21 protein-coding genes are annotated in these 24059 nt (G+C 64.8%); 10 read left to right on the forward strand and 11 right to left on the reverse strand.

Annotated elements, in window-relative coordinates; genetic code table 11:
* Window positions 1-85 precede the first annotated feature (85 nt).
* A complete protein-coding gene (rlmD, locus tag KYT87_RS13270; protein ID WP_046804982.1) occupies window positions 86-1660 on the forward strand; it encodes a 23S rRNA (uracil(1939)-C(5))-methyltransferase RlmD in 1575 nt (524 codons plus the stop codon).
* A gap of 30 nt (window positions 1661-1690) precedes the next feature.
* On the opposite strand, the gene cueR is transcribed toward rlmD, so the two are convergent.
* Window positions 1691-2083: a Cu(I)-responsive transcriptional regulator gene (gene cueR, locus KYT87_RS13275; RefSeq protein WP_046804981.1), complete on the reverse strand. Its 393-nt coding sequence runs from the start codon at window positions 2081-2083 to the stop codon at window positions 1691-1693.
* Window positions 2084-2099: 16 nt separating this feature from the next.
* On the reverse strand, window positions 2100-4379 hold the full coding sequence (locus KYT87_RS13280) for a heavy metal translocating P-type ATPase (RefSeq protein WP_219992429.1): 2280 nt from the start codon (window positions 4377-4379) through the stop codon (window positions 2100-2102).
* 163 nt (window positions 4380-4542) lie between these two features.
* Between KYT87_RS13280 and KYT87_RS13285 the strand changes: the two genes are divergently transcribed.
* The 3 genes from KYT87_RS13285 (at window position 4543) to KYT87_RS13295 (ending at window position 7335) form a co-directional block, all read left to right on the forward strand.
* Window positions 4543-4743 (forward strand): heavy-metal-associated domain-containing protein, encoded by a 201-nt coding sequence (locus tag KYT87_RS13285; protein ID WP_219992430.1) that lies wholly within the window; start codon window positions 4543-4545, stop codon window positions 4741-4743.
* A gap of 180 nt (window positions 4744-4923) precedes the next feature.
* A complete protein-coding gene (locus KYT87_RS13290) occupies window positions 4924-5652 on the forward strand; it encodes a glutathione peroxidase (protein WP_219992431.1) in 729 nt (242 codons plus the stop codon).
* Window positions 5653-5898: 246 nt separating this feature from the next.
* A complete protein-coding gene (locus KYT87_RS13295; protein WP_046804977.1) occupies window positions 5899-7335 on the forward strand; it encodes a dihydrolipoyl dehydrogenase in 1437 nt (478 codons plus the stop codon).
* 126 nt (window positions 7336-7461) lie between these two features.
* On the opposite strand, the gene KYT87_RS13300 is transcribed toward KYT87_RS13295, so the two are convergent.
* The 3 genes from KYT87_RS13300 to KYT87_RS13310 all read right to left on the reverse strand — a co-directional run bounded on the left by KYT87_RS13300 (window position 7462) and on the right by KYT87_RS13310 (window position 10528).
* Complete coding sequence (locus tag KYT87_RS13300; protein ID WP_046804976.1) at window positions 7462-8352, reverse strand: 23S rRNA (adenine(2030)-N(6))-methyltransferase RlmJ; 891 nt, start codon at window positions 8350-8352, stop codon at window positions 7462-7464.
* Between the two features lie 13 nt (window positions 8353-8365).
* A complete protein-coding gene (ugpQ, locus tag KYT87_RS13305; RefSeq protein WP_046804975.1) occupies window positions 8366-9115 on the reverse strand; it encodes a glycerophosphodiester phosphodiesterase in 750 nt (249 codons plus the stop codon).
* Between the two features lie 120 nt (window positions 9116-9235).
* Window positions 9236-10528 carry a M20/M25/M40 family metallo-hydrolase gene (locus tag KYT87_RS13310; protein WP_219992432.1) on the reverse strand — a complete coding sequence of 431 codons (1293 nt, stop codon included), beginning with the start codon at window positions 10526-10528 and terminating at the stop codon, window positions 9236-9238.
* Window positions 10529-10894: 366 nt separating this feature from the next.
* Between KYT87_RS13310 and KYT87_RS13315 the strand changes: the two genes are divergently transcribed.
* Window positions 10895-12859, forward strand: coding sequence for a SurA N-terminal domain-containing protein (locus tag KYT87_RS13315; protein WP_219992433.1), 1965 nt, complete (start codon window positions 10895-10897; stop codon window positions 12857-12859).
* A gap of 48 nt (window positions 12860-12907) precedes the next feature.
* Here KYT87_RS13315 and KYT87_RS13320 read toward each other — a convergent pair whose 3' ends face one another.
* Entirely contained in the window at window positions 12908-13558 is a 651-nt protein-coding gene (locus KYT87_RS13320) for an arylesterase (protein ID WP_304505154.1), read from the reverse strand.
* On the opposite strand from KYT87_RS13320, the gene KYT87_RS13325 reads away from it, so the two are divergent.
* On the forward strand, window positions 13557-14234 hold the full coding sequence (locus KYT87_RS13325) for an ABC transporter ATP-binding protein (RefSeq protein ID WP_046804971.1): 678 nt from the start codon (window positions 13557-13559) through the stop codon (window positions 14232-14234). The genes KYT87_RS13320 and KYT87_RS13325 overlap by 2 nt on opposite strands.
* Window positions 14235-14266: 32 nt before the next feature.
* Here KYT87_RS13325 and KYT87_RS13330 read toward each other — a convergent pair whose 3' ends face one another.
* The 3 genes from KYT87_RS13330 to KYT87_RS13340 are packed head-to-tail and all read right to left on the reverse strand — an operon-like array spanning window position 14267 to window position 18012.
* Entirely contained in the window at window positions 14267-15250 is a 984-nt protein-coding gene (locus tag KYT87_RS13330; protein WP_120155411.1) for an ABC transporter substrate-binding protein, read from the reverse strand.
* A 25-nt stretch (window positions 15251-15275) separates the two neighbouring features.
* The gene (locus tag KYT87_RS13335; protein ID WP_120155413.1) at window positions 15276-16922 is read right to left on the reverse strand and encodes an iron ABC transporter permease; all 1647 of its coding nucleotides are present in this window, start codon (window positions 16920-16922) and stop codon (window positions 15276-15278) included.
* 13 nt (window positions 16923-16935) lie between these two features.
* Complete coding sequence (locus KYT87_RS13340) at window positions 16936-18012, reverse strand: ABC transporter ATP-binding protein (protein WP_219992435.1); 1077 nt, start codon at window positions 18010-18012, stop codon at window positions 16936-16938.
* A 245-nt stretch (window positions 18013-18257) separates the two neighbouring features.
* Here KYT87_RS13340 and KYT87_RS13345 point away from each other — a divergent pair, with 245 nt between their 5' ends.
* The 3 genes from KYT87_RS13345 to KYT87_RS13355 all read left to right on the forward strand — a co-directional run bounded on the left by KYT87_RS13345 (window position 18258) and on the right by KYT87_RS13355 (window position 20403).
* Window positions 18258-19166 (forward strand): LysR substrate-binding domain-containing protein, encoded by a 909-nt coding sequence (locus KYT87_RS13345; RefSeq protein WP_219992436.1) that lies wholly within the window; start codon window positions 18258-18260, stop codon window positions 19164-19166.
* Between the two features lie 12 nt (window positions 19167-19178).
* Window positions 19179-19901, forward strand: a complete 723-nt coding sequence (serB, locus tag KYT87_RS13350) for a phosphoserine phosphatase SerB (protein WP_219992437.1) — start codon at window positions 19179-19181, stop codon at window positions 19899-19901.
* A gap of 196 nt (window positions 19902-20097) precedes the next feature.
* On the forward strand, window positions 20098-20403 hold the full coding sequence (locus KYT87_RS13355) for a hypothetical protein (RefSeq protein WP_219992438.1): 306 nt from the start codon (window positions 20098-20100) through the stop codon (window positions 20401-20403).
* A gap of 51 nt (window positions 20404-20454) precedes the next feature.
* Here the strand turns inward: KYT87_RS13355 and fabV are convergent, their stop codons facing one another.
* Both fabV and KYT87_RS13365 read right to left on the reverse strand, forming a co-directional pair.
* Entirely contained in the window at window positions 20455-21645 is a 1191-nt protein-coding gene (fabV, locus tag KYT87_RS13360) for an enoyl-ACP reductase FabV (protein WP_219992439.1), read from the reverse strand.
* Between the two features lie 132 nt (window positions 21646-21777).
* Window positions 21778-22737 (reverse strand): DMT family transporter, encoded by a 960-nt coding sequence (locus KYT87_RS13365; RefSeq protein WP_219992440.1) that lies wholly within the window; start codon window positions 22735-22737, stop codon window positions 21778-21780.
* A gap of 67 nt (window positions 22738-22804) precedes the next feature.
* Here KYT87_RS13365 and KYT87_RS13370 point away from each other — a divergent pair, with 67 nt between their 5' ends.
* Window positions 22805-23710 carry a LysR family transcriptional regulator gene (locus KYT87_RS13370; RefSeq protein ID WP_046804968.1) on the forward strand — a complete coding sequence of 302 codons (906 nt, stop codon included), beginning with the start codon at window positions 22805-22807 and terminating at the stop codon, window positions 23708-23710.
* Window positions 23711-24059 lie beyond the last annotated feature (349 nt).

The raw sequence follows: 24059 nt of genomic DNA on the forward strand, positions 1-24059 counted from the left end.
CTTCCGGCCCCGTCAAAGACCATTTCCGGGAATGGGCGCAGTCCTTCTACAATCATGGGTTGCGTGTAATTCTGGACTGCGTGAGATGTCAGACGTTTTGAGTATTGAGTCCCTGGATCTGGAAGCCAGGGGAATCGCCCGCCGCGACGGCAAGGTCGTGTTCGTGGAAGGCGCGCTGCCGGGTGAACGGGTCACCACCGTAACGCTGCGCCGCAAGCCATCCTACGAAATCGCCCGCGTGGACGAGGTCATGCGCCCGTCGTCGCAACGCGTCCAGCCGCGCTGCCCGCACTTCGGGGTCTGTGGCGGCTGCGCCATGCAGCATCTGGAACCCAGCACGCAAGTGGCCATCAAGCAACGGTCGCTGGAAGATACCTTCTGGCACGTCGGCAAGCTCCGCCCCGCGCTCATCCTGCCGCCGCTGCAAGGCCCCACCTGGGGCTATCGCTACCGCGCGCGCCTGTCGGTGCGCGTCGTGCCCAAGAAGGGCGGGGTGCTGGTGGGCTTTCACGAACGTAAAAGCAGCTATGTGGCCGACATGCGCGAATGCCATGTGCTGCCGCGCCACGTCAGCGACCTGCTGTTGCCGCTGCGCGAGATGATCGGCTCAATGTCGGCGCCCGACCGCATGCCGCAAATCGAGGTGTCGTTGGGTGAAGGCGTGACGGCCCTGGTGCTGCGCCATCTGCTGCCCCTGACCGACGGCGATATCGCCATCCTGCGCGCCTTTGCCGCCAAGCACGACGTGCAGTGGTGGTTGCAGGCCAAGGGCCCGGAAACGGTGCACCCGCTAGAGCGCGAGCATGCCGACACGCTGTCGTACACCATGCCCGAATTCGGCCTGCGCATGCCGTATCGGCCCACCGATTTCACGCAGGTCAACCACGCCATCAACCGCGCGATGGTCTCGCGTGCGCTCAAGCTGCTGGACGTGCAGCCCACCGACCGCGTCGCAGACCTGTTCTGTGGCCTGGGCAACTTCACCTTGCCGCTGGCAACCCAGGGCCGCGAAGCCGTGGGCGTGGAAGGCAGCAAGGCGCTGACGGATCGTGCATTTGACGCGGCGGCGCGCCATGGCCTGGCCGAACGCACCAGCTTTGCCACCTTGAACCTGTTCGAGGTCGACGCGCATTGGCTGCGCAGCCTGGGCTATTTCGACCGCATGCTGATCGACCCGCCGCGCGAAGGCGCGCACGCGGTGTCGCAGGCGCTGGCGGAATTGTCCGTGCAAGAGCGCCCGCGCCGCATCGTCTACGTGTCCTGTAACCCGGCCACGTTGGCGCGCGACGCGGCCATTCTGGTGCACGAAGGGGGCTATGAATTGAAGAGCGCCGGCGTCATCAACATGTTCCCGCACACGGGCCATGTGGAATCGATTGCGGTGTTCGAATCGTTGGACGCCGAGGGCGTGGCCGAAGTCAAGGAACGCGCACGCCAGCGCGCCATCCAGGCCGAAGCCGACGCCATCGCGGCAGAAGAGGCCAAGGCGCTTGCCGCCGCTGAAAAAGCGGCCGCCAAGCAAGCGGCAACCGATGCCTACCACGCGCGCGTTGCCGCCGAGGCTGCCGAAGCGGGCGTTGTCGGCCAAGCCTCCGAAGCCGACGTTGCGCAAGCCGACGCCGACACCGTCGCGGAACCCGTCGCGCCAGTAAAAGACTGATAGGCGCCAGTGCGGGCAGGGGCGGCGCTGCTAGTGCGAGCGCCCCAGCGTTTCCAGGATGGGGCAATCGGGCCGGTCGTCTCCGTGGCAGTTCTGCGCCAGATGCTTGAGCGTGGCGGCCATGTCGTGCAGGGCTTCGGCCTTGCGCTCAAGCTCCTGCACATGCTCCAGCGCAATGCGCTTGACGTCCGCGCTGGCGCGGCTGCGGTCCTTCCATAGCGCCAGCAACTCGTTCATTTGCTCAACAGAGAAGCCAAGGTCACGCGCGCGGCGCACAAAGCGCAGCGTGTGCAGGTCGTGGTCGCTGTAGACCCGGTAGCCGGAATCCGTGCGCACCGCCGGCCCGATCAACCCGATGCTTTCGTAGTACCGGATCATCTTGGCCGAGATGCCCGAGCTTTTTGCGGCTTCGCCGATATTCATGGTCAGGCTCCTGGTATCAAACGTGAGCGGTGCGCGGCCGGAACGCTTTCAAGCGCAACGCGTTGCCCAGCACGAAGACGCTGGACAGGGCCATGGCACCGGCGGCAAAGATGGGCGACAGCGACAGGCCGAAGGCGGGGTACAAGGCGCCGGCAGCCAGCGGAATCAGCGCGGCGTTGTACGCAAACGCCCAGAACAGGTTCTGCCGGATATTGGCCAGCGTGGCGCGGCTGAGCGCGATGGCGTTGGGCACGCCGTGCAGGTCGTCGGCCATCAACACGACCGAGGCCGCCTCGATGGCCACGTCCGTGCCCGTGCCGATGGCAATGCCGGTATCGGCGGCGGCAAGGGCCGGTGCGTCGTTGATGCCGTCGCCCACGAAGGCGACCTTGCGGCCGCCTTCGCGCAGCGTTTCAATGGCCTGCACCTTGCCGTCCGGCAGCACTTCGGCGCGCACCTCATCAATGCCCAATTGACGCGCAACGGCGGCCGCGGTGTAGCGGTTGTCGCCGGTGATCATCGCGGTCTTCAAGCCCTGCGCATGCAGCGCGGCAATGGCTGACACGGCGGACGGCTTGATCGGGTCGGTCACGGCCATCATGGCTGCGGCCTTGCCGTCGACCGCCACGTAGATCGGGGTCTTGCCTTCGTTACCCCAATCGGCGGCCTGCGCGCCAAATACGCTGACATCCACGCCGCGTTCGGCCATCAGCCGCGCCGCGCCCGCCAAAATCTTGTGGCCCGCCACGGCAGCTTCCACGCCTGCTCCGGTAATGGCGGCAAAGCCATCGGCGGGCAGCAGCGCCATCTTGCGATCCTTGGCGGCCGCCACAATGGCCAGCGCGATGGGATGCTCGGAACGCGCCTGCACCGACGCCACCCATTGCAGGACGTCGTGTTCGGCGTAACCGGCGGCCGGCGTCAATTCGGTCATCGTCGGCTTGCCCAGCGTCAGCGTGCCGGTCTTGTCAAACGCCACCACGTTGACGTCGCGCAGGGTCTGCAAGGCGTCGCCCTGGCGGAACAGCACGCCCATGTCGGCCGCGCGCCCGGTGCCCACCATGATGGACGTGGGCGTGGCCAGCCCCATCGCGCAGGGGCAGGCGATGATCAGCACCGCCACCGCGTTGACCAGCGCGTGCGACAGCGCGGGCGTGGGGCCAAGGAAGAACCAGGTCAGGAAGGTGAGCAGGGCGGCCGCCATCACGGCCGGCACGAACCACGCGGTGACCTGGTCAACCAACGCCTGGATGGGCAGACGCGCGCCCTGGGCGGCTTCAACCATGCGGATGATGCGGGCCAGCATCGTGTCGGCGCCGGTATGCGTCACGCGCAGCGTGAAGCTGCCCGACGTGTTCAAGGTGCCGCCGGTGGCTTGCATGCCTGGCTGCTTTTCGACGGGGACGGGCTCACCCGTCAGCATCGACTCATCCACATACGAATTGCCTTCGATGATGTCGCCGTCCAGCGGGATCTTTTCGCCGGGGCGCACCATGACGACGTCGCCCGTCTTGACCTTTTCGATCTCGACATCAAAGGCCTGCCCGTCACGCATGACACGCGCGGTGCGCGGCTGCAAGCCGATCAAGCGCTTGATGGCCGCGCCGGTCTTGCCCTTGGCGCGCGCTTCCAGCATGCGGCCCAGCAGAATCAGCGTGACGATGACTGCCGCCGCTTCGAAATAAACGTTGCGTGCCGACTCGGGCAGCCAGCCGGGCGCGAACGTTGCCACCACGGAATAGCCCCACGCGGCGCCGGCGCCCAACGCCACCAGCGAATTCATCTCGGGCGCCCGCCGCCACAGCGCCGTAAAGCCCTTGGTGAAGAAGTGACGGCCGGGCCAGACCAGCACGGCGGTCGTCAACGCAAACTGCAACAGCCAGCTATTTTGCTGGCCGATCGTGCCCAGCACCCAATGGTGCATGGCGGGAATCAGGTGCGATCCCATTTCCAGCAGGAAGACGGGCAACGTCAGCACCAGCGCCACGGTGAATGCCCGTTGCAGACGCTGGGCTTCGGCATCGCGCGCTTGCGATTGGCGTTCGGCATGGTCGTCCTGCGCGGCGATGGGCCGGGCTTCGTAGCCCATCTTCACAACGGCATCCACCAGCGCCTGCGGCTGCGCGGTATTGGCATCAAACGACACCAGCGCGCGCTCGGTGGCCAGGTTGACCTGCGCCTGGGCCACGCCGGGCACCTGGGTCAGGGCCTTTTCCACGCGTTTGACGCACGACGCGCACGTCATGCCTTCAATGGCAAGTTCCAACTGAGTGGAGGAGGGGCTGGCAACGCTCATGGCTGTTCTCTGATTGGAGGGGAGCTTGCAGTTTCATCCTTCCCATGGTGGGAAGGTCAAGGCGGATTTTACGCTTGACCTTGCCATGATGGGAATGTTTAAGCTGCGAAGCATGGCGTGCGAAATCTGTTGCGCGCCGCCCCTGACTTTACGGAGAACCACCATGAGCATCGAATTCCAAGTCCCGGATATGACCTGCGGCCACTGCGTCAAGACGATCACCGGCGCGGTGACGCAAGCGGCACCTGGGGCCACCGTTACCGTCGACCTGCCGACGCACCGCGTCACGGTGTCCGGCACGGACCAGGCCGACAAGGTAGAAGCCGCCATCCGCGAGGCCGGCTACGAGCCTGCCCGGGTCTAAGCCACTGAGCCAACGAAGGGCGGTTATGATAGGAACCGCTTTTCGATTTTCAATGTCTGATTGCAGAAAACTATCGATCAATTAAGTTTATTAAATTTGATTAATTGATAGCCGGCATTTATCATTCTTTCCATGGTGGTTAAACAAACCCCGCTACCCGCTACCCAAGGAGAGATTTGAATGCTGCAAAACCGCGAAGGCCAACGTGTCCCGAACGTAACGTTCCCCGTCCGCGAGGACAACACGTGGAAGAAGGTCACGACCGACGATCTGTTCAAGAACAAGACGGTTGTCGTCTTCTCGCTTCCCGGCGCTTTCACGCCGACCTGCTCGTCCACCCACTTGCCGCGCTACAACGAGCTGGCCCCCGCGTTCTTCAACGCCGGCGTCGACAGCATTGTGTGCGTGTCGGTCAACGACACCTTCGTGATGAACGAATGGGCCAAGGACCAGGAATCGGCCAACATCACCTTGCTGCCTGACGGCAACGGCGCTTTCACCGAAGGCATGGGCATGCTGGTCGACAAGAGCGACCTGGGCTTCGGCAAGCGCAGCTGGCGCTATTCGATGCTGGTCAAGGACGGCGTCGTGCAAAAGATGTTCATCGAACCGGAAAAGGAAGGCGACCCGTTTGAAGTGTCGGACGCCGACACCATGCTGGCGCACGTTGCTCCGACGGCCAAGAAGCCTGACCAGGTGGTCGTGTTCTCCAAGCCGGGCTGCCCGTTCTGCGTGGAAGCCAAGGCACTGCTGGACGAAAAGGGCTACGCCCCGATCGAGATCCCGCTGGAAAACAAGGTGCGCGGTCGTGTGATCGGCGCCGTGGCCGGCAAGGGCACCGCACCCCAGGTGTTCATCAACGGCACGCTGATCGGCGGCCTGGAAGACCTGAAGGCGCACTTCGCCTAAGGGCTTCCGGCAACCGCCCAAAGCAGCCGGGCAGGGGCAGCCCCCCGTGCCCGGCCGGTGAGGGCAGGCGGTAGCCGAAAGACCGCCTGGCCCGCACCGGCCCGAGCTTCCCTTTTTACGCACCCTTACTGCATTCCTTTTGCGACCCCGAAGCGGCGTCGCCGGACGGTGTTCGTCCCAAGGATGCGCAACAAGGCGGAACTCGCCTTTAGAAACCTTGCTACCCGCAACAGGGGAACCACAGTCATGAAAACTCTGCATACCGATATCGCCATCATTGGGGCCGGCACGGCTGGCCTGGCCGCTTATCGCGCCGCAAAGGCGGCGGGCAAGCGCGCCCTGCTGATCGAAGGCGGCCCCTACGGCACGACTTGCGCCCGCGTGGGCTGCATGCCTTCCAAGCTGTTGATCGCCGCCGCCGAAGCGGCGCACAACGCCGCGCACACCGACGCCTTTGGCGTGCACGTGGGCGGTGAAATCACGGTGGACGGCGCGGAAGTCATGGATCGCGTCAAACGCGAACGGGGCCGCTTCGTGGGCTTTGTGCTGGATGGCGTCGAGAACATTCCTGCTGAAGACAAGCTGCGTGGCTATGCCCGCTTTGTCTCGGATACCGTGCTGCGGATCGACGATCACACCGAGGTGCATGCATCCCGCGTGGTGATCGCCACGGGTTCGCGGCCGTCGGTTCCGCCGCCTTTCCGCGCGCTGGGCGACCGCCTGGTGGTGAACGACGACGTCTTTGCGTGGGACGACCTGCCGCGCCGCGTGGCGGTGTTTGGCCCCGGCGTGATCGGGCTGGAACTGGGCCAGGCGCTGGCGCGGCTGGGTGTCGATGTACGCGTGTTCGGTGTCAGCGGCAGCCTGGGTGGCATCAGCGATCCGCAGGTCCGCCAAAGCGCCCGCAAGATCTTCCAACGCGAGTTCTATCTGGACCCGGATGCCCGGGTGCTGGAGACCACGCGGGTGGGCGACGAAGTGGAAGTGCGCTACGTCACGCTGGATAACGCCGAACGCATCGAACGCTTTGACTACGCGCTGGTCGCTACCGGCCGCCGCGCCAACGTGGACGGTCTGGGCCTGGAGAACACGTCGTTGGAACTGAACGTGCACGGCGTGCCGGTGTTCAACCGCGAAACGATGCAGGCAGGTGATTCCGCCATCTTCATCGCGGGTGACGCCAACGCCGACGCGCCGTTGCTGCACGAAGCCGCGGACGAAGGCCGCATCGCTGGCGAAAACGCCGCGCGCTTCCCCGATCTGCAAAACGGGCTGCGCCGCGCGCCGCTGGCGGTGGTGTTCTCGGACCCGCAGATTGCGTTGGCGGGGCAGGGTTATGGCCGTCTTATCCCCGGCACGTTCGTGGTCGGCGAGGTGGACTTCAGCGACCAGGGCCGTTCGCGCGTCATGCTCAAGAACAGGGGCCTGCTGCACGTGTACGCCGACATCGCCACGGGCCGTTTCCTGGGCGCTGAAATGGTCGGCCCCAGCGCCGAGCACATTGGCCACCTGCTTGCCTGGGCGGTGCAGCAGGAATTGACGGTGGCGCGCATGCTGGAAATGCCGTTCTACCACCCCGTCATTGAAGAGGGCCTGCGCACTGCGCTGCGCGACGCGGCCGCCAAGCTGGCTGCCGCCCGTGAGTCCGTGTGCAGCGAAACGCAGGAACAAGAAACGGTTTAACTGTGCGAAGCGGGGGTGGCGGCCCCTGAATGAGAAAGGCCCGATCCATCAGGGTCGGGCCTTTTTTTTCAGGTCGCCAAAGACCGGGTCGACGTAGCCGACTTGGTCTTGGTCGCCTTGGTCGACTTAGTCGTCCGATTGCTTCTTCGGCACCGGGAACGGGTTTTCGCGGTACTGCAAGGTGAAGCCCGCGCGTTCGTCCTGGCCCAGTTCGCGGGCAAGGTAGGGCATGGCTTGCTTCAGGCCTTCGTGCAGCGTCCACGGCGGGTTGATCAGGAACATGCCGCTGCCATGCAGGCCATAGCCGTCGATGGTGGCCTTCTTGACCGTCAGCGTGGCATGCAGCCAGCTCTTGACCTTCAAGTTTTCAAAGTGACGCGCCATTTCGCTGGCTTCGCGACGCTGCACCAGCGGGTACCAGACAGCGATGGTGCCGGTGGCGAAGCGCTTGATGCATTCCTTCACGGTGATCAGGGTGCGGCGATAGTCGTGCTTGTCTTCGTACGACGGGTCGATCAGCACCATGCCGCGCCGCGTGGGCGGGGGCAGCAAGGCCTTCACGCCTTCGAAGCCGTCATCGCCATAAATCGTGGTCTGGCGTTGCGCCGTGCGGCCCTGGTGTTCCAGGTTGACGACCAGCGTGTCGATTTCGGTCGGGTGCATTTCAAACAGGCGCAGGCGGTCGGACGGGCGCATCACATCCAGCGCCAGCCACGGCGAGCCGGGATAGCGCTTCAAGCGGCCATTGGTGTTGTAGTCGCGAATGCGGGCGACGTAGTCGGCCAGCAGCGGCGGCAGGTCCTTGGCTTCCCACAGGCGGCCAATGCCTTCCTCGAATTCCGAGGTCTTGTTTGCCCAGTCGCTTTCCAGGTTGTACAGGCCGGCGCCGGCGTGGGTGTCCACGACCCAGTAGGGCGCGTCTTTTTTGTTGAAGTAGTCCAGGGTGTGGACCAGGATGGCGTGCTTGAGCACGTCGGCGTGGTTGCCGGCGTGAAAGGCGTGGCGATAACTGAACACGGGGCGTTCTGCCTCAGTCGGCCGGCCGGATCGCGGCCAGCTCGTCGGTGAAAATGCCGTCGATGCCCCAGTCCAGCAGCAAGCGGGCGCGTTCGGGGTCATTGACGGTCCAGGCCGCGATTCGATAGCCGGCGGCGTGCACGGCGTCGATCAATTCGCGGGTTGCGTCTTTTTGGTTGATGTTCAGCGCAACGCACTTGTATTTGGCAAGGCGTTCGCGCCAGTCGGCGGGCACCTTTTCCACCAGCAGGGCGCGCGGCAGTTCGGGGGCGGCTTCCAGCGCCGCTTGCAGTGCTTCTTCAGCAAACGAAGACAGCAGCGGGGGCACGCTTGCGCCTTGCCACAGCTGCTTGCAGGCCAGTGCCACGGCGGCGCCGGTTTCGGCTTCGCGACCCGGGCAGGGTTTGATCTCGACGTTGCTGGCAATGCCGTTGGCCACGGTGTAGCGGGCCACGGCGGCGAAGGTGGGCAGGGGCTCGCCCGCGTAAGCGGCCGAGTGCCAGCTGCCGAAATCCAGTTGCGCCAGTTCGCTGTAGGTCTTGGCGGCGGCCGGGCCGGTGCCGTTCGAGGTGCGGTCGACGTCGTCGTCGTGCATCAGCACCAGCACGTTGTCGCGGCTCAGTTTGACGTCGTATTCGAACATCGTGAAACCGTGCTCGGCGCCCACGCGCATGGCGGCCAAGGTGTTCTCCGGCGCCAGACGACCGCCGCCGCGATGCGCGATGTAACGGGAATAGGGCCAGGAGGGTAGATTTGCGGTCATGTTGGTGATGCTTGGGGTTCTTGGGGACAGGGTTGCAAGGATACTCCTTCTTGGGGGGCGATTCGGCGCTGGGCCCCGCCGCTGGGCGCCAGCCAGGCGCTGCGGCGGGGTGGCCCCGTTTTACTTGGACGCCACTTTGCCCTGGGACACATCCATGATCATCCGGCTGGCCAGGTACAGGCGCGGCACGATGCTGTTGATCTGAATGTATTCCGCGTCATTCGAGTGCGCACCGAAGCCGCTCAAGCCCATGCCTTCAACGACCGGGCCGCGCGCCTTCAACGCCGCGAACGCCGCGTCCGTGCCGCCGCCGCTGGCCCGGTCCACCACCTTCAAAGGCAGGTCCAGTTCCTGGTAGACCTTGACGCCATGCTGAGCCAAAGCGCGCGATGCGTCGGTGGCTTCCAGCGGCGGGCGGCGTACTTCGAACTTCACACTGACCTTCGATTCGGGCAGCAGTTTTTTCTGTACGCGTTCTTCCAGCGTTTTCGCCAGGGCGTCAAAGTCGGACACGCGCAAGGCGCGCGCATCGGCCTGCGCGGTGGCCTGGCCCGGGATCACATTGCGATTGGTGCCGGCCTGCGCCACCGTCCAATTCAGCTTCAAGCCTTCTTCGGGTTTGGACAGCTTGTCCAGTTGCAGCAGTTGGTGCGCCAATTCATAGAGCGCGTTGACGCCGCCCTCGGGCCGCGCGCCCGCGTGCGAGGTCTTGCCTTGCACCGTCAGGTATGCCGCGCCGATACCACTGGTGGCCAGGGTCAGGCGGGGCTCGGTGCCGCCGCCTTCAAACGAAAACACCGCGTCCTGGTCCGCACCCAGCCGCGTGATGGTGCTGCGCGCGCCCGGCGAGCTGATCTCTTCGTCGCCGTTGATCAGCACGGTCAGCGTGCCGAAATCTTTAAATCCCAGCTTTTGCAGCATCGTCAGCGTGTGGATGATCGTCGCCACGCCGTGCTTGTCGTCGGCAATGCCCAGCCCGTAGGCCTTGTCGCCGTCAACGCGGAACGGCTGGTCTTTCAGCATGCCGTTGCGGTAGACGGTGTCCATGTGGGCGATCAGCATGATCTTCTTGGTGCCGCTGCCCTTGAACTCGGCATGCACCATCGGGCCGACCTTCTCCGGCGTGTCGTCCAGGCGGAACACATCGGTGGCGGGAATGATCGCTACCGTGCCGCCCAGCGCCTTCAGGCGGTCGCGGATCAATTCGGCGATGCGTTCGACGCCTTCCACGTCCTTGCTGCCCGATTCAATGTTGACCAGGTCGCGCATGGTGTCCAGCATGGCTTGTTGCTGGGCTTTGGCAGCGTCGTGCACGGCGGCCACCGGCGCGGCCAGCGCCCCGTGCGCCCCGCCCAGGAAGGCGAGAGCCAGGCAGGCGGGCAGGACGTGCTGGCGGAAAGAGGTAAGCGGCATTGATGGAACCCTTTATAAAGTTGCACAGGAAAGGGCGTCGGCGAACGGCCGGCGTCGGGGCGCGTCACGGTTTTCGGCCGGCCCCACAGGGCAAGATACGGGTGGCTACGGGGGGCGGAAACGGGAATTTCCCGGGTTGACGGTGCGGAGCTTCGGTGGGAAGCGGCCGGTCCACGCCCTGCCGGGATAAACCTGAAGAGAATCTAAAGGCCCGATGCAAGTGAGAAATGCTAAAATCCGCCCGCTGATCCGGTAATAACCGGTATGGGAATAGGGCGAATCAAGTTCGCCCTTTTTTTTGCGTTTTCTTTTGCGTTTTCGTGCGGCTTTGGGTGGACACCCCCGAAGCGCGGCAACAGGGATTCCATGTTCGAATTTATTCGCAGCCATCGGCGCTGGATGCAGCTCATCCTGCTGCTTCTGATTGTGCCGTCCTTCTTCCTGGTCGGAATTCAAGGCTATGACAGCTTCATGCGCAAAGAGCCGGAGCTGGCCACGGTCGCTGGCCAGCCGATTTCTCGCGCCGAGTTTGATCAGGCGCACCGCAACCAGCTTGAGCAGATGCGTCAGCGTCAGGGTGCCCGCTTTGACCCGGCCGTCTCCGACACGCCCGCCTTGCGCGAAGGCCTGCTGAACCAGCTGATCAATCAGCGTTTGCTGGCCAACGTTGCCGTGGACAACCGCTTTAACGTGTCGGACGAAACGCTGCGCAACACCATCGCCGCGATTCCCGAAGTCCAGGACAACGGCCGCTTCTCGCCCGAGCGTTATCGCCAGGTGCTGGCCGCGCAGGGCATGTCGCCGACCTCGTTCGAAGCCGGTCTGCGCCGCGATCTGGCCGTGGGCCGCGTGCTGGACCCGGTGGGCCAATCGGCCCGCGCACCCGCCGAAGTGGTCGCCTCGCTGGAATCGGCGTTGACGCAACAGCGCACCGTGCAATTGCGCCGCTTCGCCGCCGAAGACTATCGCTCGCAAGTGACCGTGACGCCGGCCGATATCCAGGCCTGGTACGACGCCAACAAGCAGCAGCTGCAAATTCCGGAACAGGTGCAGGTGCAATATCTGGTGCTGGACGAAGCCGCCGCCACGCAGGGCATCCAGGTCAAGGACGAAGACCTGACGGCCTATTACGAGCAAAACAAGAACCGCTTCGGCCAGCCGGAACGCCGTCGCGCCAGCCACATCATGATCGAGCTGGCTCCTGGCGCCTCGGAAGACGCTCGCAAGGCTGCACGCGCCAAGGCCGAAGATCTGGCCAAGCAAGCCGCCGCCGATCCGGCCAAGTTCGCCGAACTGGCCACCAAGAATTCGCAGGATGCGGGCTCTGCCGCCAAGGGCGGCGACCTGGGCTGGTTAGCGCCGGGCATGTTGTCCGGCCCGCTGGAAAAGGCCATTTTCAGCCAAACCAAGGACCAGGTGTCCGGCGTGGTTGAGAGCCCGGCCGGCCTGCACATCGTCAAGGTCACCGAGATCCAGCCCGCCGCCATCAAGCCGCTGGCCGAGGTCAAGGACCAGATCACCGGCGAAGTGCGCAAGCAACTGGCCGCCGTGCACTTTTCGGAAATGGCCAGCCAGCTGAACAAGCAGGTCTACGACCAGCGCGACAGCCTGCAACCGGCCGCCGACGCGGTGGGCCTGAAGCTGCGCACCGCCTCGGGCGTCACCCGCGAAGGCCTGCTGCCCGCCGACAAGGCCGGCCCCGGCTCCGCCGCGGACAGCCCGGATGCCGAACTGCTGGACAACCCGCGCGTTCGCCAAGCGCTGTTCTCGGCCGAAGTGCTGCGTGAAAAGCAGAACTCGGGTGTGATCGAACTGTCGCCCGCCGTCATGATGGCGGTGCGCGTGGCCAACATCGAACCGGCCCACGTGCCTGTGTTGGACAAGGTCAGCGATTCCATCCGCGCCCGCCTGCTGCAAGAGCGTTCGGCCGAAGCCGCCAAGAAAGCCGGCGAAGCCGCGCTGGCGGCCGACGAGGCCAACCCGGCCGCCGCGCCGGAAGGCTTCTCGCCCGCCGTGACAATTTCGCGCCAGGACCCCAAGGACTTGCCGCAGCCGGTGGTGGATGCCGCGATGCGTCTGCCGTCCACGCCGCTGCCGGGTTACACCGGTGTGCAATCGGGCGCTGACTACACGCTGGTTCGCCTGGAAAAGGTTGAAGCCGGTTCGGTCGACGCTACCGCCAAGGACCGTCTGGCGCAGCAGTTGTCGGGCGGCCTGGGTCAGGCCGAAATCGAAGCGCTGCTCAAGATGCTGCGCGAACAGTACAAGGTGCAGGTGCTGCCCAGCGCCGCCGACGTCATTCGCGGCGATCAGCCGCAGGCAGCGGGCTGATCCGTCAGCACCCGGGGCCTTGTCGGTAAGGCCCCGGCCCTTAGGTTTTTAGTTCAAGAGTGGCTGTAACGTCGGCCACACGTTGTCCAGCAATTGGGCCTGGGCATCCTCGTTAGGGTGGATGCCGTCAGCCTGGAACATCGCCCGGTTTGTTGCCATTCCCTCCATCAGGAATGGCACCAGCCGGGCGTTTTCATTTTTGGCAACCGTGGAAAACAACTGCGCAAAGCGTTGCGAGTAGTCCCGGCCGTAGTTCGGCGGGATCTGCATGCCCACGATCACGACCTTGGCCTCGGCTTGCTTGGCAGCCTGCGCCATGGTGCGCAGGTTTTGTTCAGTCATCGTCAGCGACAAACCACGCAGCGCATCGTTCGACCCCAGTTCCAGCACCACGACGGCCGGCGCATGCTGGCGCAGCAGTGCCGGCAAGCGCGCCACGCCACCGCTGGTGGTGTCGCCGCTGATGCTGGCATTGACGACCTGGTACTTAGGGTATTGTTCGGAAACCCGCGCCGCCAGCAGCGGCACCCAGCCCGTGCCGCGCTTGATACCGTATTCGGCGGCCAGGCTGTCGCCCACCACCAGTACCGTGCGAGGCGCGGAACCCTGGGCTGCCACGGCGGTCTGAGCGTGGGCGGGAAGCGCCATGACGGCGAGACTCAGGGCGGACGTAAGACGCAGAAGGGAAAATAGGCGCATGGATAGCAAGAATTCGATCGAGGTGAAAGGGCTGGGCAAGCGGGTCGCCGATGCCGGCGGGACGCTTTCTATCCTGGAAGGCATTGATTTTACGGTCCAGGCGGGCAGCGCCGTGGCAATCACCGGAAGTTCCGGCTCGGGCAAGTCTACGTTGCTGGGACTGTTGGCCGGGCTGGATGTTCCCAGCGTGGGCAGCGTCCATCTGGCCGGGCAGGACCTGTTCGCGCTGGACGAAGACGGCCGCGCGCGCTTGCGGGCGAACCATGTGGGCTTTGTCTTTCAGTCATTCCAGCTGTTGCCCAACCTGACGGCGCTGGAAAACGTGATGCTGCCGCTGGAGTTGGCCGGCCAACCCGCCCGCGAACCGGCCCAGGCCATGCTGGAACGCGTGGGCCTGGGTGCGCGCTTGCACCATTACCCGCGCACGCTGTCGGGCGGCGAGCAACAGCGCGTGTCGCTGGCGCGCGCCTTCGTGGTTGAGCCCGACCTGCTGTTTGCCGACGAGCCCACCGGCAGCCTGGACGCCGCCACGGGCGTCACCGTCATCGATTTGATGTTCGACCTGCACCGCGAACACGGCACCACGCTGGTGCTGGTCACGCACGACCCGCAATTGGCCGCGCGCTGTGCACGCCAGCTGGTGTTGGCGGCCGGCCGGATGGTGCAGGGCGACTGACGCGCCCGGGCGGCCCCGGCCCCGGCCTTGCCTTACTTGGCCTTCGACACCGCCTGGTTCCACGCTGCAACCACCGCTTCGTACTCGGTGGCGGCCGCTTCCTGGCTCACTGGGAAGATCTTGATCGACGCCAGGTCGGGCAGGGTGGTCAGGCTGGCCACGGCCACGTCCGTGCGGGTCGGGCGGCGAAAGTTCTTCACCAGCTGCGCTTCCTGCGATTCCTTGCTGAGCAAGCCGTCGTACAGCGCCTTGGCCGCGTCCAGGTTCTTGGCGCCCTTGATGATGAACATGCCTTCGGGCGCCAGGTAGCTGCCCTCGGTCGGGTAGACCAGCTTGATCTCTTTTTGCCCGCCCGCCACGTATTCCTGCGCCGCGTATTCCAGCGTCATGCCTACCGCATATTCGCCCGCCGCCACTCCCTTGTAGGTGGTTCCTGACGACGCGGTAACGACGGCATTGGCGGCGATCTTGTCCAGCCCGGGCTGACCGAATTGCTTGTACAGCCCGTACACCAGCATGTACGCCGTGCCGCTTTTCGACGGATCGGTAATCGCAAACTTGTTCTTCCACTGTGGCTGCATCAGGTCCGACCAGGTGGCCGGCGCGGGCAGGCCTTTCAACTGGCGTTCGTTGACCATCATCACCATCACGTGCACGTTCGTGCCCACCCACAGGTCGTCCGGGCCACGGAACTCGGCCGGAATCTTGTCCAGGTCCGCCGAACGGTACGGCTGCAACTGCTGGCGATACGCGCCCAGCGTGCCAAAACCGCCGCTCCAGAAAAGGTCACCGCGCGGGTTCTGCGATTCGGCTTCGATACGCTTCATCATCGTGCCGGTGCCGCCGGTGACGGGCTGCACGTTCAGCTTGGGGCTCTTCTTTTTGACCGCGTCCAAGGCGGTCTCGATGGTTTCCGTATTGTTCGACGAATACAGCACGACGTTCTGAGCGTGCGCCGCGCCGGCGGCCAGGGTGGCCGCCAACAGGCTGGTCTGGATCAAGTGCTTGATTTGCATGGGTAACCTTTAGAGCTTTAGGGGGTTATTTGCCGGAGAACAGCTTGATGCGAAACGCCTTGACCGACACGATGATGGGCAGCACGATCACCGTGACCAGCGCCGCGCCATAGGCCGACGCCATGCCCAGCCTGCCGCCGTCAACCTGGCGGAAGATGGCGATCGGCATGGTTTCCAGGCCGCCGCTATAGGCCACGATGGACGCGGACAGTTCCGAGATGGTCGTCAGCCACATCAGGATGGCGGCGGAAATGATCGATGCCTTCATGGCGGGCAGGATCACCTTGAAAAACGTCATCAGCGGCGACACGCCCAGGCTGATCGACGCCTCTTCGATGGAATCTGGAATGTTGAACAGCACGGACGACGCGTTGCGTACCGCGAACGGCAGGCGTCGCACCGTGTAGCACAGCACCATGATGCCGGCGGTACCCGCCAGCACCAGCCAGCCCGTGTTGAACGTCTGCACCAGCGCAATGCCCAGCACCGTGCCCGAAATCGTCAGCGGCAGCACCACGATGTAGTCCAGCACCTGCGTGAAGGCGCTGCGTTTCTTGATCGTCAGGTAGCTGACCAGCACCGCGAACGCCACGCCCAACACCGTCGCCAGGGACGCGAACTTCAGCGAATTCAGGATCGGTTCGGGCGCCCCGTGCAGCGCGCGCTGCATGCTGGCCAGCGACCACTGGCCCCATTGCATGACCGGCCCGCTGGTCTTGGTGAACGCGGCGATGAACACGATGATCAGCGGCAACATCGACACCAGGATCACCAGGCCCACGCCACCCGCGTACAGCACCGCCGTCCAGGAACGCACCCGCACGGCGGCCGGCGCGCGGCCCTGCGTCATGGTGTAGACCTTGCGTTCCACCACGCGCTTCTGAAAAAACAGCACGATGGCCACGATGGCAATCGACACGACCGACATGGCGCTTTGCAGCGTGGGGCTGCCGCCCATTTCGCTGACGAAGGTGTTGTACGTCATGACGGACAACAGCGGCACGCGGCTGCCCAACAGCATCGCCAACGCAAAGTTGCCCACCACCAGCGTGAACACCACCAGCGCGTTGACCAGCACGGCGGGCAGCAGCACCGGCACCAGTACGCGCAAGCGCGTCAACAACGGCGGCGTGCCCAGGCTGAGGCCCGCTTCTTCAAGCTGTCCGTCAAAGCCGCGCAACGCGGCCAGCACGCCCAGGTAAATGTAGGTGTAGTAGACGAGCGTCATGGAAAACACCATGCCCGTCCAGCCGTAGAACGATGGCAGCGAAATACCCACGTCGCCCAGCAGATTGGTCAACAAGCCGTTATTGCCCAACAGCAGCAACCAGGACTGGCCCACGATGATCTCGGGAATCACGATGGTCAGCACCGGCAGGATCGCCACCAGGTTCTTCAACGGAAAGTCGTAGCGCGCCACCAGGTACGCGAACGGCACGCCCACCAGCACGGTGCAGGTGGTGACGGCCAGGCCCAGGATCAGCGTGTTGCCGAACGCCTCCAGGTATTGCGAATCGGCCAGCAACGCCTTGAAGCCGTCCAGCGTGAAGCCGCCATCCTGCCCCGTGATGCTGTTGCCGAACAGCACTCCCAGCGGATACAGCACAAAGAAAAGAAGCAGGACCAGGCTGATCGCGGTCAGGATGCCCCAGGGCCACCATTTGATTTTCATGGCGCGCGCGTCCTCAGGCGTTGACGACGCGGCTGTCGGCGGGGATCAGCACCTGCACCGACTCGCCGGGCTGGAACTGCGCCACCATGTTGCCGGCGTGCAGCTCGACGCGGATCTCCGTGCCGTTGTCCAGCGCGATGCGGTAGGCGGTCTTGAAGCCCAGGTATTGGCGGCGCAGCACCTTGCCGGGCAGCGTATTGGGCACGTAGGGCGTGGGGGCCATCAGCGCCAGCTCTTCGGGGCGCGCGATCAGCACGCCGTTGGCATCCAGCCGCGCGCTGCCTTGCATCCCATCAAAGCCCAGCCCGCACAGTTCATAGCGCACATGCCCTTGCGGGGCGCCGGCCAGCCCGGTTTGCGCGGGCACCGGGATGACGTTGGCCGACCCGATGAAGTCGGCCACGTACGCGTTGACCGGCGTGCCGTACAGGTCTTCCGGCGTGCCCAGTTGTGCAATGTTGCCGTGGTCCATGATGGCGATGCGGTCCGACATGGCCAGCGCTTCTTCCTGGTCATGCGTGACAAATACGGTGGTGATGCCCGCTTCCCGCACCAGGTCCAGGATGACGTCGCGCATCTGCAAACGCATCTTGGCGTCCAGGTTGGACAGCGGTTCATCCATTAGCAGCACGCGCGGCCGGATCACCAGCGCGCGTGCCAGCGCCACGCGCTGGCGTTGGCCGCCGCTCATCTGGGCGGGGTAGCGGTCAGCCAGTGCCAGCAGGCCGACGTTGTCCAACGCCTGGTTCGCGCGCCGCGTGATCTCGGCGCGGGCAACGCCCCGGGCGCGTAGCCCATAGGCCACGTTGTCGAACGCGGTCTTGTCCGGGAATAGCGCATAGTCCTGGAACACCATGCCGATGTCGCGGCGGTGCGCGGACACGTGTGTCACATCGTCCTGGTCGAACAGCAGGCGGCCGCCATCGGGCGCATAAAAGCCCGCAATGCAGCGCAGCAAGGTGGTTTTGCCGCAGCCGCTGGGTCCCAGCAGCGTGTAGAGCGCGCCGTCGGGTATGTGCAGTGACAAATTGCTCAACACTTGCTGTCCGCCAAATGTCTTGGCGATGCCGTCTACCGTAATCGATGCCATGTCAGTTCCTGCTTGGGTTCCCGGCATCATAGGAACGCGCCCCGGCCGCGACCAGCAGTGTTTTTTAAGGCATGGCGTTAGATTTTCTAAGAGGTCGGCCACGCCGCTATCCCATAGAATGCGGCAGAACAGAACAGGACAGGTGTGGCCCGGCCACGCCGCCAATAATTAGACGACAAGGGAAATCGTGGGAAAGAGCAGCACACACTGGCGCCCGGCGGGCGTGCGGGCGGGCGGCCGCTGAAATGGCGGGGCAAATCCTGCCGCCGCTCAAAGCCCTGCGCGTGTTCGAAGCCGCGGCGCGGCTGCGCAGCTTTACGGCCGCTGCCGACGAACTCAGCATTACGCACAGCGCGGTCAGCCAGCAGATACGCGTGCTTGAAGACTATCTGGGGCAGCCGCTGTTCGCCCGCGAGGCGCGTGGCGTGGCGTTGCTGCCGGGCGCGCAGGCATATTTTCCTGAAGTGCAGGCCAGCCTGGAACGCATCGCCGCCGCCACGGCCAAATTCAAGGCGCCCGCCTATGGTGGCGTGCTGCGCGTGTGCGCCACGCCGTCGCTGACCATGAAGTGGCTGATCCCGCGCCTGTCCACCTTCCAGGGCCAGCACCCCGGCATCGATGTACAGCTGACGACACAGGCCCGTCCTTATCTGGACCGGGGTGGCGACACGGGCAGCGACGTGTTGATCCGGCACGGCTTCATGGCGCATTCCGAGCTGGCATGCGTGCACTGCCTGGACGACTTTCACGTGCCCGTGGCCTCGCCGCGCTTTATCGAGCGCAACCGCTTGCGGGCGCCCGCCGATTGCCTGGGCCATCCGCTGCTGAAGATATCGGGCGGCATGGACCACTGGCCCCGCTGGTTCGCGCTGGCCAAGGTGGATGTGCCGCCGCAATTGCCCGGGCCTGTGTTCGACCACCAATTCCTGTGCATGCAGGCGGCCATGAACGACCTGGGCATCGCGCTGGCGCCGTGGTGCCTGCTTGAAGACGATATACGCGCCGACCGATTGCGCCCCTTGTTCGAGCAGCCCCATCTGCCCAACGCCGGCATCCACGCGCTGTACCGTCAGGACGGCCCGGCCGCCGCCGCCGCGCAGCTGTTCATCGCGTGGCTGTGCGCGCAATCGCCCAGCCTGCCCACCTCCACCTGAACCGAGGCACCCATGTTTGAATCGTCCGCCGTACCCGGCTTGCATTGGCGCGGCATCACGCCGCCGTTGTCCCTGTCCGACTACCAGGTCATTGCGTTTGACATGGACTCCACGCTGATTTCCATCGAAACGCTGGATGAAATGGCGGACCTGATGGGCAAGAAGGCCGAGGTGGCGGCGCTGACCGAAGCCGCCATGCGCGGAGACCTGGTGGACTACAAGCAAAGCCTGCGCGATCGCGTCGCCTTGCTGGCCGGGATGCCGCAAGCCTGGCTGGATAAGGTCTACGACGAACGCGTACGCATCAATCCCGGCGTTGAAACCTTGATCGCGGCCTGCAAGGCGGCGGGCTTGACCTGCCTGCTGGTCACCGGCGGCTTCACCTGTTTCACCGACCGGCTGCGCGCCCGGCTGGGGTTGGACGACGTGCGCGCCAATGTGCTGGAGGTGGTCGACGGGAAACTGACCGGCAGGCTGCTTGCGCAGCCGTGGGGCGATATCTGCGACGGCGAGGAAAAGCGCCGCAAACTGGAGCAGGTGTGCGCGCAGCGCGGGGTAGGGGTGGACCGCGCGATCGCGGTGGGAGACGGCGCGAATGACCTGCCGATGATGCGCGCCGCCGGGCTGTCCGTCGGTTATCGGGCCAAGCCCGCCGTGCGCCAGGTCGTCAATGTGGCCATCGACGAGGGCGGATTGGACCGCTTATTAGAGATCCTGACGAAAAAGGCGAAGTAAGCGGCGTTTTTAGACTTAATCCAAATTGATACGAAAAAATCTTCAGAGTAGTCTGATTGACAACCGAGACATGGAATTGAAAACGGCGCATTGCGATACGCGCCGCGATGCCAAGGGGATACCAAGGTGATGTCTGGGGAGTGCCCTCTGGCGGGCAAACGCGCTTGCCAGACGTTGCCAACGCCCTGGAGCCGCCATGATGATTCGTTGTTCAGCGTTTGTTGTGTTTGTCGCCGCCATGCTTGCCCCCATGGCGGTCAGCGCCGCGGGGGGCATCATCCGGTTCTCCGGCATGATTGTCGAACCCACCCGTTGCCAGGCCAGCCCGTCGCGCGAAGCTGCGCGGACCACGCCGCGCATCGTCTGTGCGGCTGCCGCCGGCCGCGCGGCCACCGCGACCGACAGCGTCGTCAAGGTCAGCACGAAGGCATTGCAGCCCTTGCCTGGCAGGGGCGGTGCGCGCGATGTGCCGCACCGGCTGGTCACACTGGAGTATCTGTGATGCGATGCGCGCGGCCGTAGCACGGCCGGCGCGCGCACTGAACGCCCCTGATCAGATCAGGCCGCGTATTTCCACGGCGGGGTCAACGTCGGCCTCGTAGTCCACGCCATCGATCTCGAAACCGAACAGGCGCAGGAATTCCTGCTTGTAGCCGGCAAAGTCGGTCAGCTGATAGATGTTGTCGCTGGTGACCTGGTGCCAAAGCGCCTGCACGGCTTCTTGAACCTTCGGATCAAGTTCCTTGTAGTCGGCGCGCAGGCGGCCCTGGGCGTCCAGGATCGGCGTGTCGCTGCACAGGCTGTCGCGGTACAGGCCATACACCTGTTCGATGCAGCCTTCGTGCGTGCCTTGCTCTTTCATGGTCTTGAACAACAGCGACAGGTACAGCGGCATCATCGGGATGGCCGAGCTGGCCTGCGTGACCACCGCTTTCAGCACCGACACCCGGGCGTCGCCGCCGCGCGCGGCCAGCTTGGCGCGGATATCCAGCACCTTGTCGTCCAGGTCTTTCTTGGCGGCGCCGATCGAGCCGTTCCAATAGATGTCGTGGGTGATCTTTTCGCCCAGGTAGGTGAACGCGGTGGTCGTGGCCCCTTCGGCCAGCACGCCCGCTTCAAGCAATGCGTCGATCCACATCTGCCAGTCTTCACCGCCCATCACGGCCACGGTGGCGTCGATCTCGGCTTGAGTGGCCGGCTCCAGCACGGACTCCTTGACGACTTCGCGGTCGGTGTCCAGGCCGCGCAAGTTCACGGCGTGGCCAATGGGTTTGAGCGTGGAGTTGAACACCTGGCCCGTCTTGGGGTGCGTGCGGCGCGGGGCGGCCAGGCTGTAGATGACCTGGTCAACCTGGCCCATGCCTGCCTTGATGGCGGCAATGGTCTTTTGCTTGATCTCGTCCGAGAACGCGTCGCCATTGATGCTTTGCGCCGCCAGGCCGTGCGCCTGGGCCGCCTTGTGGAAAGCGGCGGTGTTGTACCAGCCCGGCGTGCCGGCCTTGGCGGCGTCTGCCGGGCGTTCGAAAAAAACGCCCAGCGTTTCCGCGCCACAGCCGAAGGCCGCGCTGATGCGCGCCGCCAGTCCATAGCCGGTGGACGCGCCCAGCACCAGCACGCGCTTGGGGCCCCCGGCGATGGGTCCTTGCGCCCGGACGTAGTCGATCTGCTTGTTGACGTTGGCCTCGCAGCCAACGGGGTGGGTGGTAACGCAGATAAAGCCGCGCACGCGGGGCTTGATGATCATGAAGACCTCGTTCGGGGAAATGCCGGATGCCGGGAAAGCCGATGCGCCAAAGCGCAAAAAGAGTCGAGCATTGTACGGGAGCGGCTTCGCGCGCGCTGGCGGGCGGGGCGGGTGGGCAGGAAAGGCCCGCGCTTAGCGGGCGCCCACGCGGGCCGCCGCGGCGCTGATCGCCATGCTGCGCCGCCATTCGATCAGGCCGATGCCGATGCCGCTGGCGCAGATGATCGCGATACCCAACCACGTAAGCGGGTCGGGAAAGTGTCCCCAGACCAGCCAGCCCACCGACGTGGCGCTGATGATTTGCAGGTAGATGAAGGGCGCAAGCGTGGATGCCGGCGCGCGGCGGTAGGCGGCGATCTGGAATAGATGTCCAACCCCGCCCGTCAGGCCGGTCGAAATCAGCAAGAACCAATCGAATGTGGACAACGATTGCAGAACGGGCAGGGCGGCCGGCAACACGAAAGGCAGGGTCAGCGTGAGGCAGGCGGTGCCCACCGCGCCGCTCCAGATCAAGGACGTGAACGGGTCATCGCCCGCCACGCGCCGCGTGGCGATGAACTGAGCGGCAAAGCAGCACGCGGTCAGCAGGCCAAAAATGGTGCCGATGGGATGCAGCCCGCCGCCGGGACGGATCACGATGATGACGCCGATAAACGCGATGCCCGCCGCCACGAAGCGCGACAGGCGGGCGGGCTCTTTCAGAATCCAGGGTGCCAGGGACAGCACCAGCAGGGGCGCCAGGAAGTTGATGGCCGTGGCCTCGGCCTGCGGAATGTAGCTGAGCGTCGTGAAGAACATCAGCGTGGCCAGGAACATGGAGCCGCCGCGTATCAGTTGTTCGCGCGGCTTGTTGCTGCGCAGCACACGCAGCCCGCGCGCCGGCAACACCAGCGCCAGCACCAGGATCAGGTGCACCACGTAACGAAACCACGACAGCACCAGCAGCGGCACGCCCGCGTTCATGACCCACTTTCCGCTGGCGTCCAGACAGGACAGCGTCCACATCGATAGCACCAGCAGCAAGATCCCGACGAGCGGGCCGCGCGAGGCGGGCGCGGGGGCTTGTGGGCGACCTGGATCGGCCGGGGGCATGGACGGGCTCCTGATGGGGAAATGGGCGGCTGCCATGATACGCTCATCGCGCCGGGGGAACAGGCCAATGATCGAACTACGTAACGTCGAAACTTTTTTTTGGGTCGCCACGCTGGGCAGCTTTCGCGCCGCGTCCGACAAGCTCAACACCACGCAACCCGCGGTGTCGCAACGCATCGCCTCGCTGGAAGCAGACCTGGGCGTGCGGCTGTTCGAGCGCGACGCGCGCGGCGTCAAGCTGACCGCCAAGGGCCACGAACTGCTGTCGCACGCCGAACGCATGCTGCAAGTGCGGCGCGATATGTTTGAGGCGGCGCGCGAGCAAAACGTCATGACCGGCACGGTGCGCATCGGCGTGGCGGAAACCATCGTGCAGACGTGGCTGCCCACGCTGATCGAACTGATCCATTCCACCTATCCCGCGCTGGTGCTCGAGATCGAAGTGGATACCACCCACGTGTTGCGCCCGCACCTGATGTCGCGCCAGATCGACCTGGCGTTCCTGATGGGGCCGGTGCTTGAGGCCCGTGTCGAAAACCTGCCGCTGTGCAGCTACCCGCTGGCCTGGGTGGCCAGCCCCACGCTGGACCTCGGCCCCGAGCCGCTGACGCTGGAACGCATCGGCAAGCTGCCCATCATCACGTATCCGTCCAACAGCTCGCCGTACCGGGTCGTGCGCGACATGCTGACGCGCGCGGGCGTGGCCTCGCCGCGTATGTATGGCAGTGCGTCCATGTCCATGGTGGTCCGAATGACGCAGGACGGCATCGGCACCAGCGTGATCGCGCCGGTGTTCCTGGGCAAGGAACTGGCGCGGGGCGAACTGCGCATTCTGCGTGTGCAGGCCGACCCCTTGCCTGAACTGAGCTTTACCGCAACCTGGGTGCAGGGGCCGGATAGCCACGCGGTCAGGGTGATTGCGCAGATGGCGCAAAAGGTCGCGGCGCAGGCCGGAGACGGCATTCCCGCCTAGGTGTTTTCCCCCAGAGGAGGCGCGTAGTCATCCCGCATTCCGGGCAGCCGGACACCCGTCCCCGCCTGCCCAACCGCCTGAAAAGCCGCGCCAGGCCGTCGTTTGCGAAAACGGCCCGACAACGATCCGGCGAGACCCAAGAAATATTTATACCCCCACATCGCAACATACGATTGGACGCTTGCCGCCCCGGACGATGCAATGGCGAAACAGCAAAAATGCAACGCCTGGATACACAGTGCGGGGGAAAAGCATGAACCATCTTTCGAGCCTATTCCGGACCTTGGCGCCCAGCCCTCGGCCGCGCCTCGCACGCGATCTTCGCGCCTGATTACCTGAACCAAACCGC

The organism is Achromobacter sp. ES-001, from assembly GCF_019448355.1.
GTDB classification, from domain to species: domain Bacteria; phylum Pseudomonadota; class Gammaproteobacteria; order Burkholderiales; family Burkholderiaceae_B; genus Achromobacter; species Achromobacter spanius_B.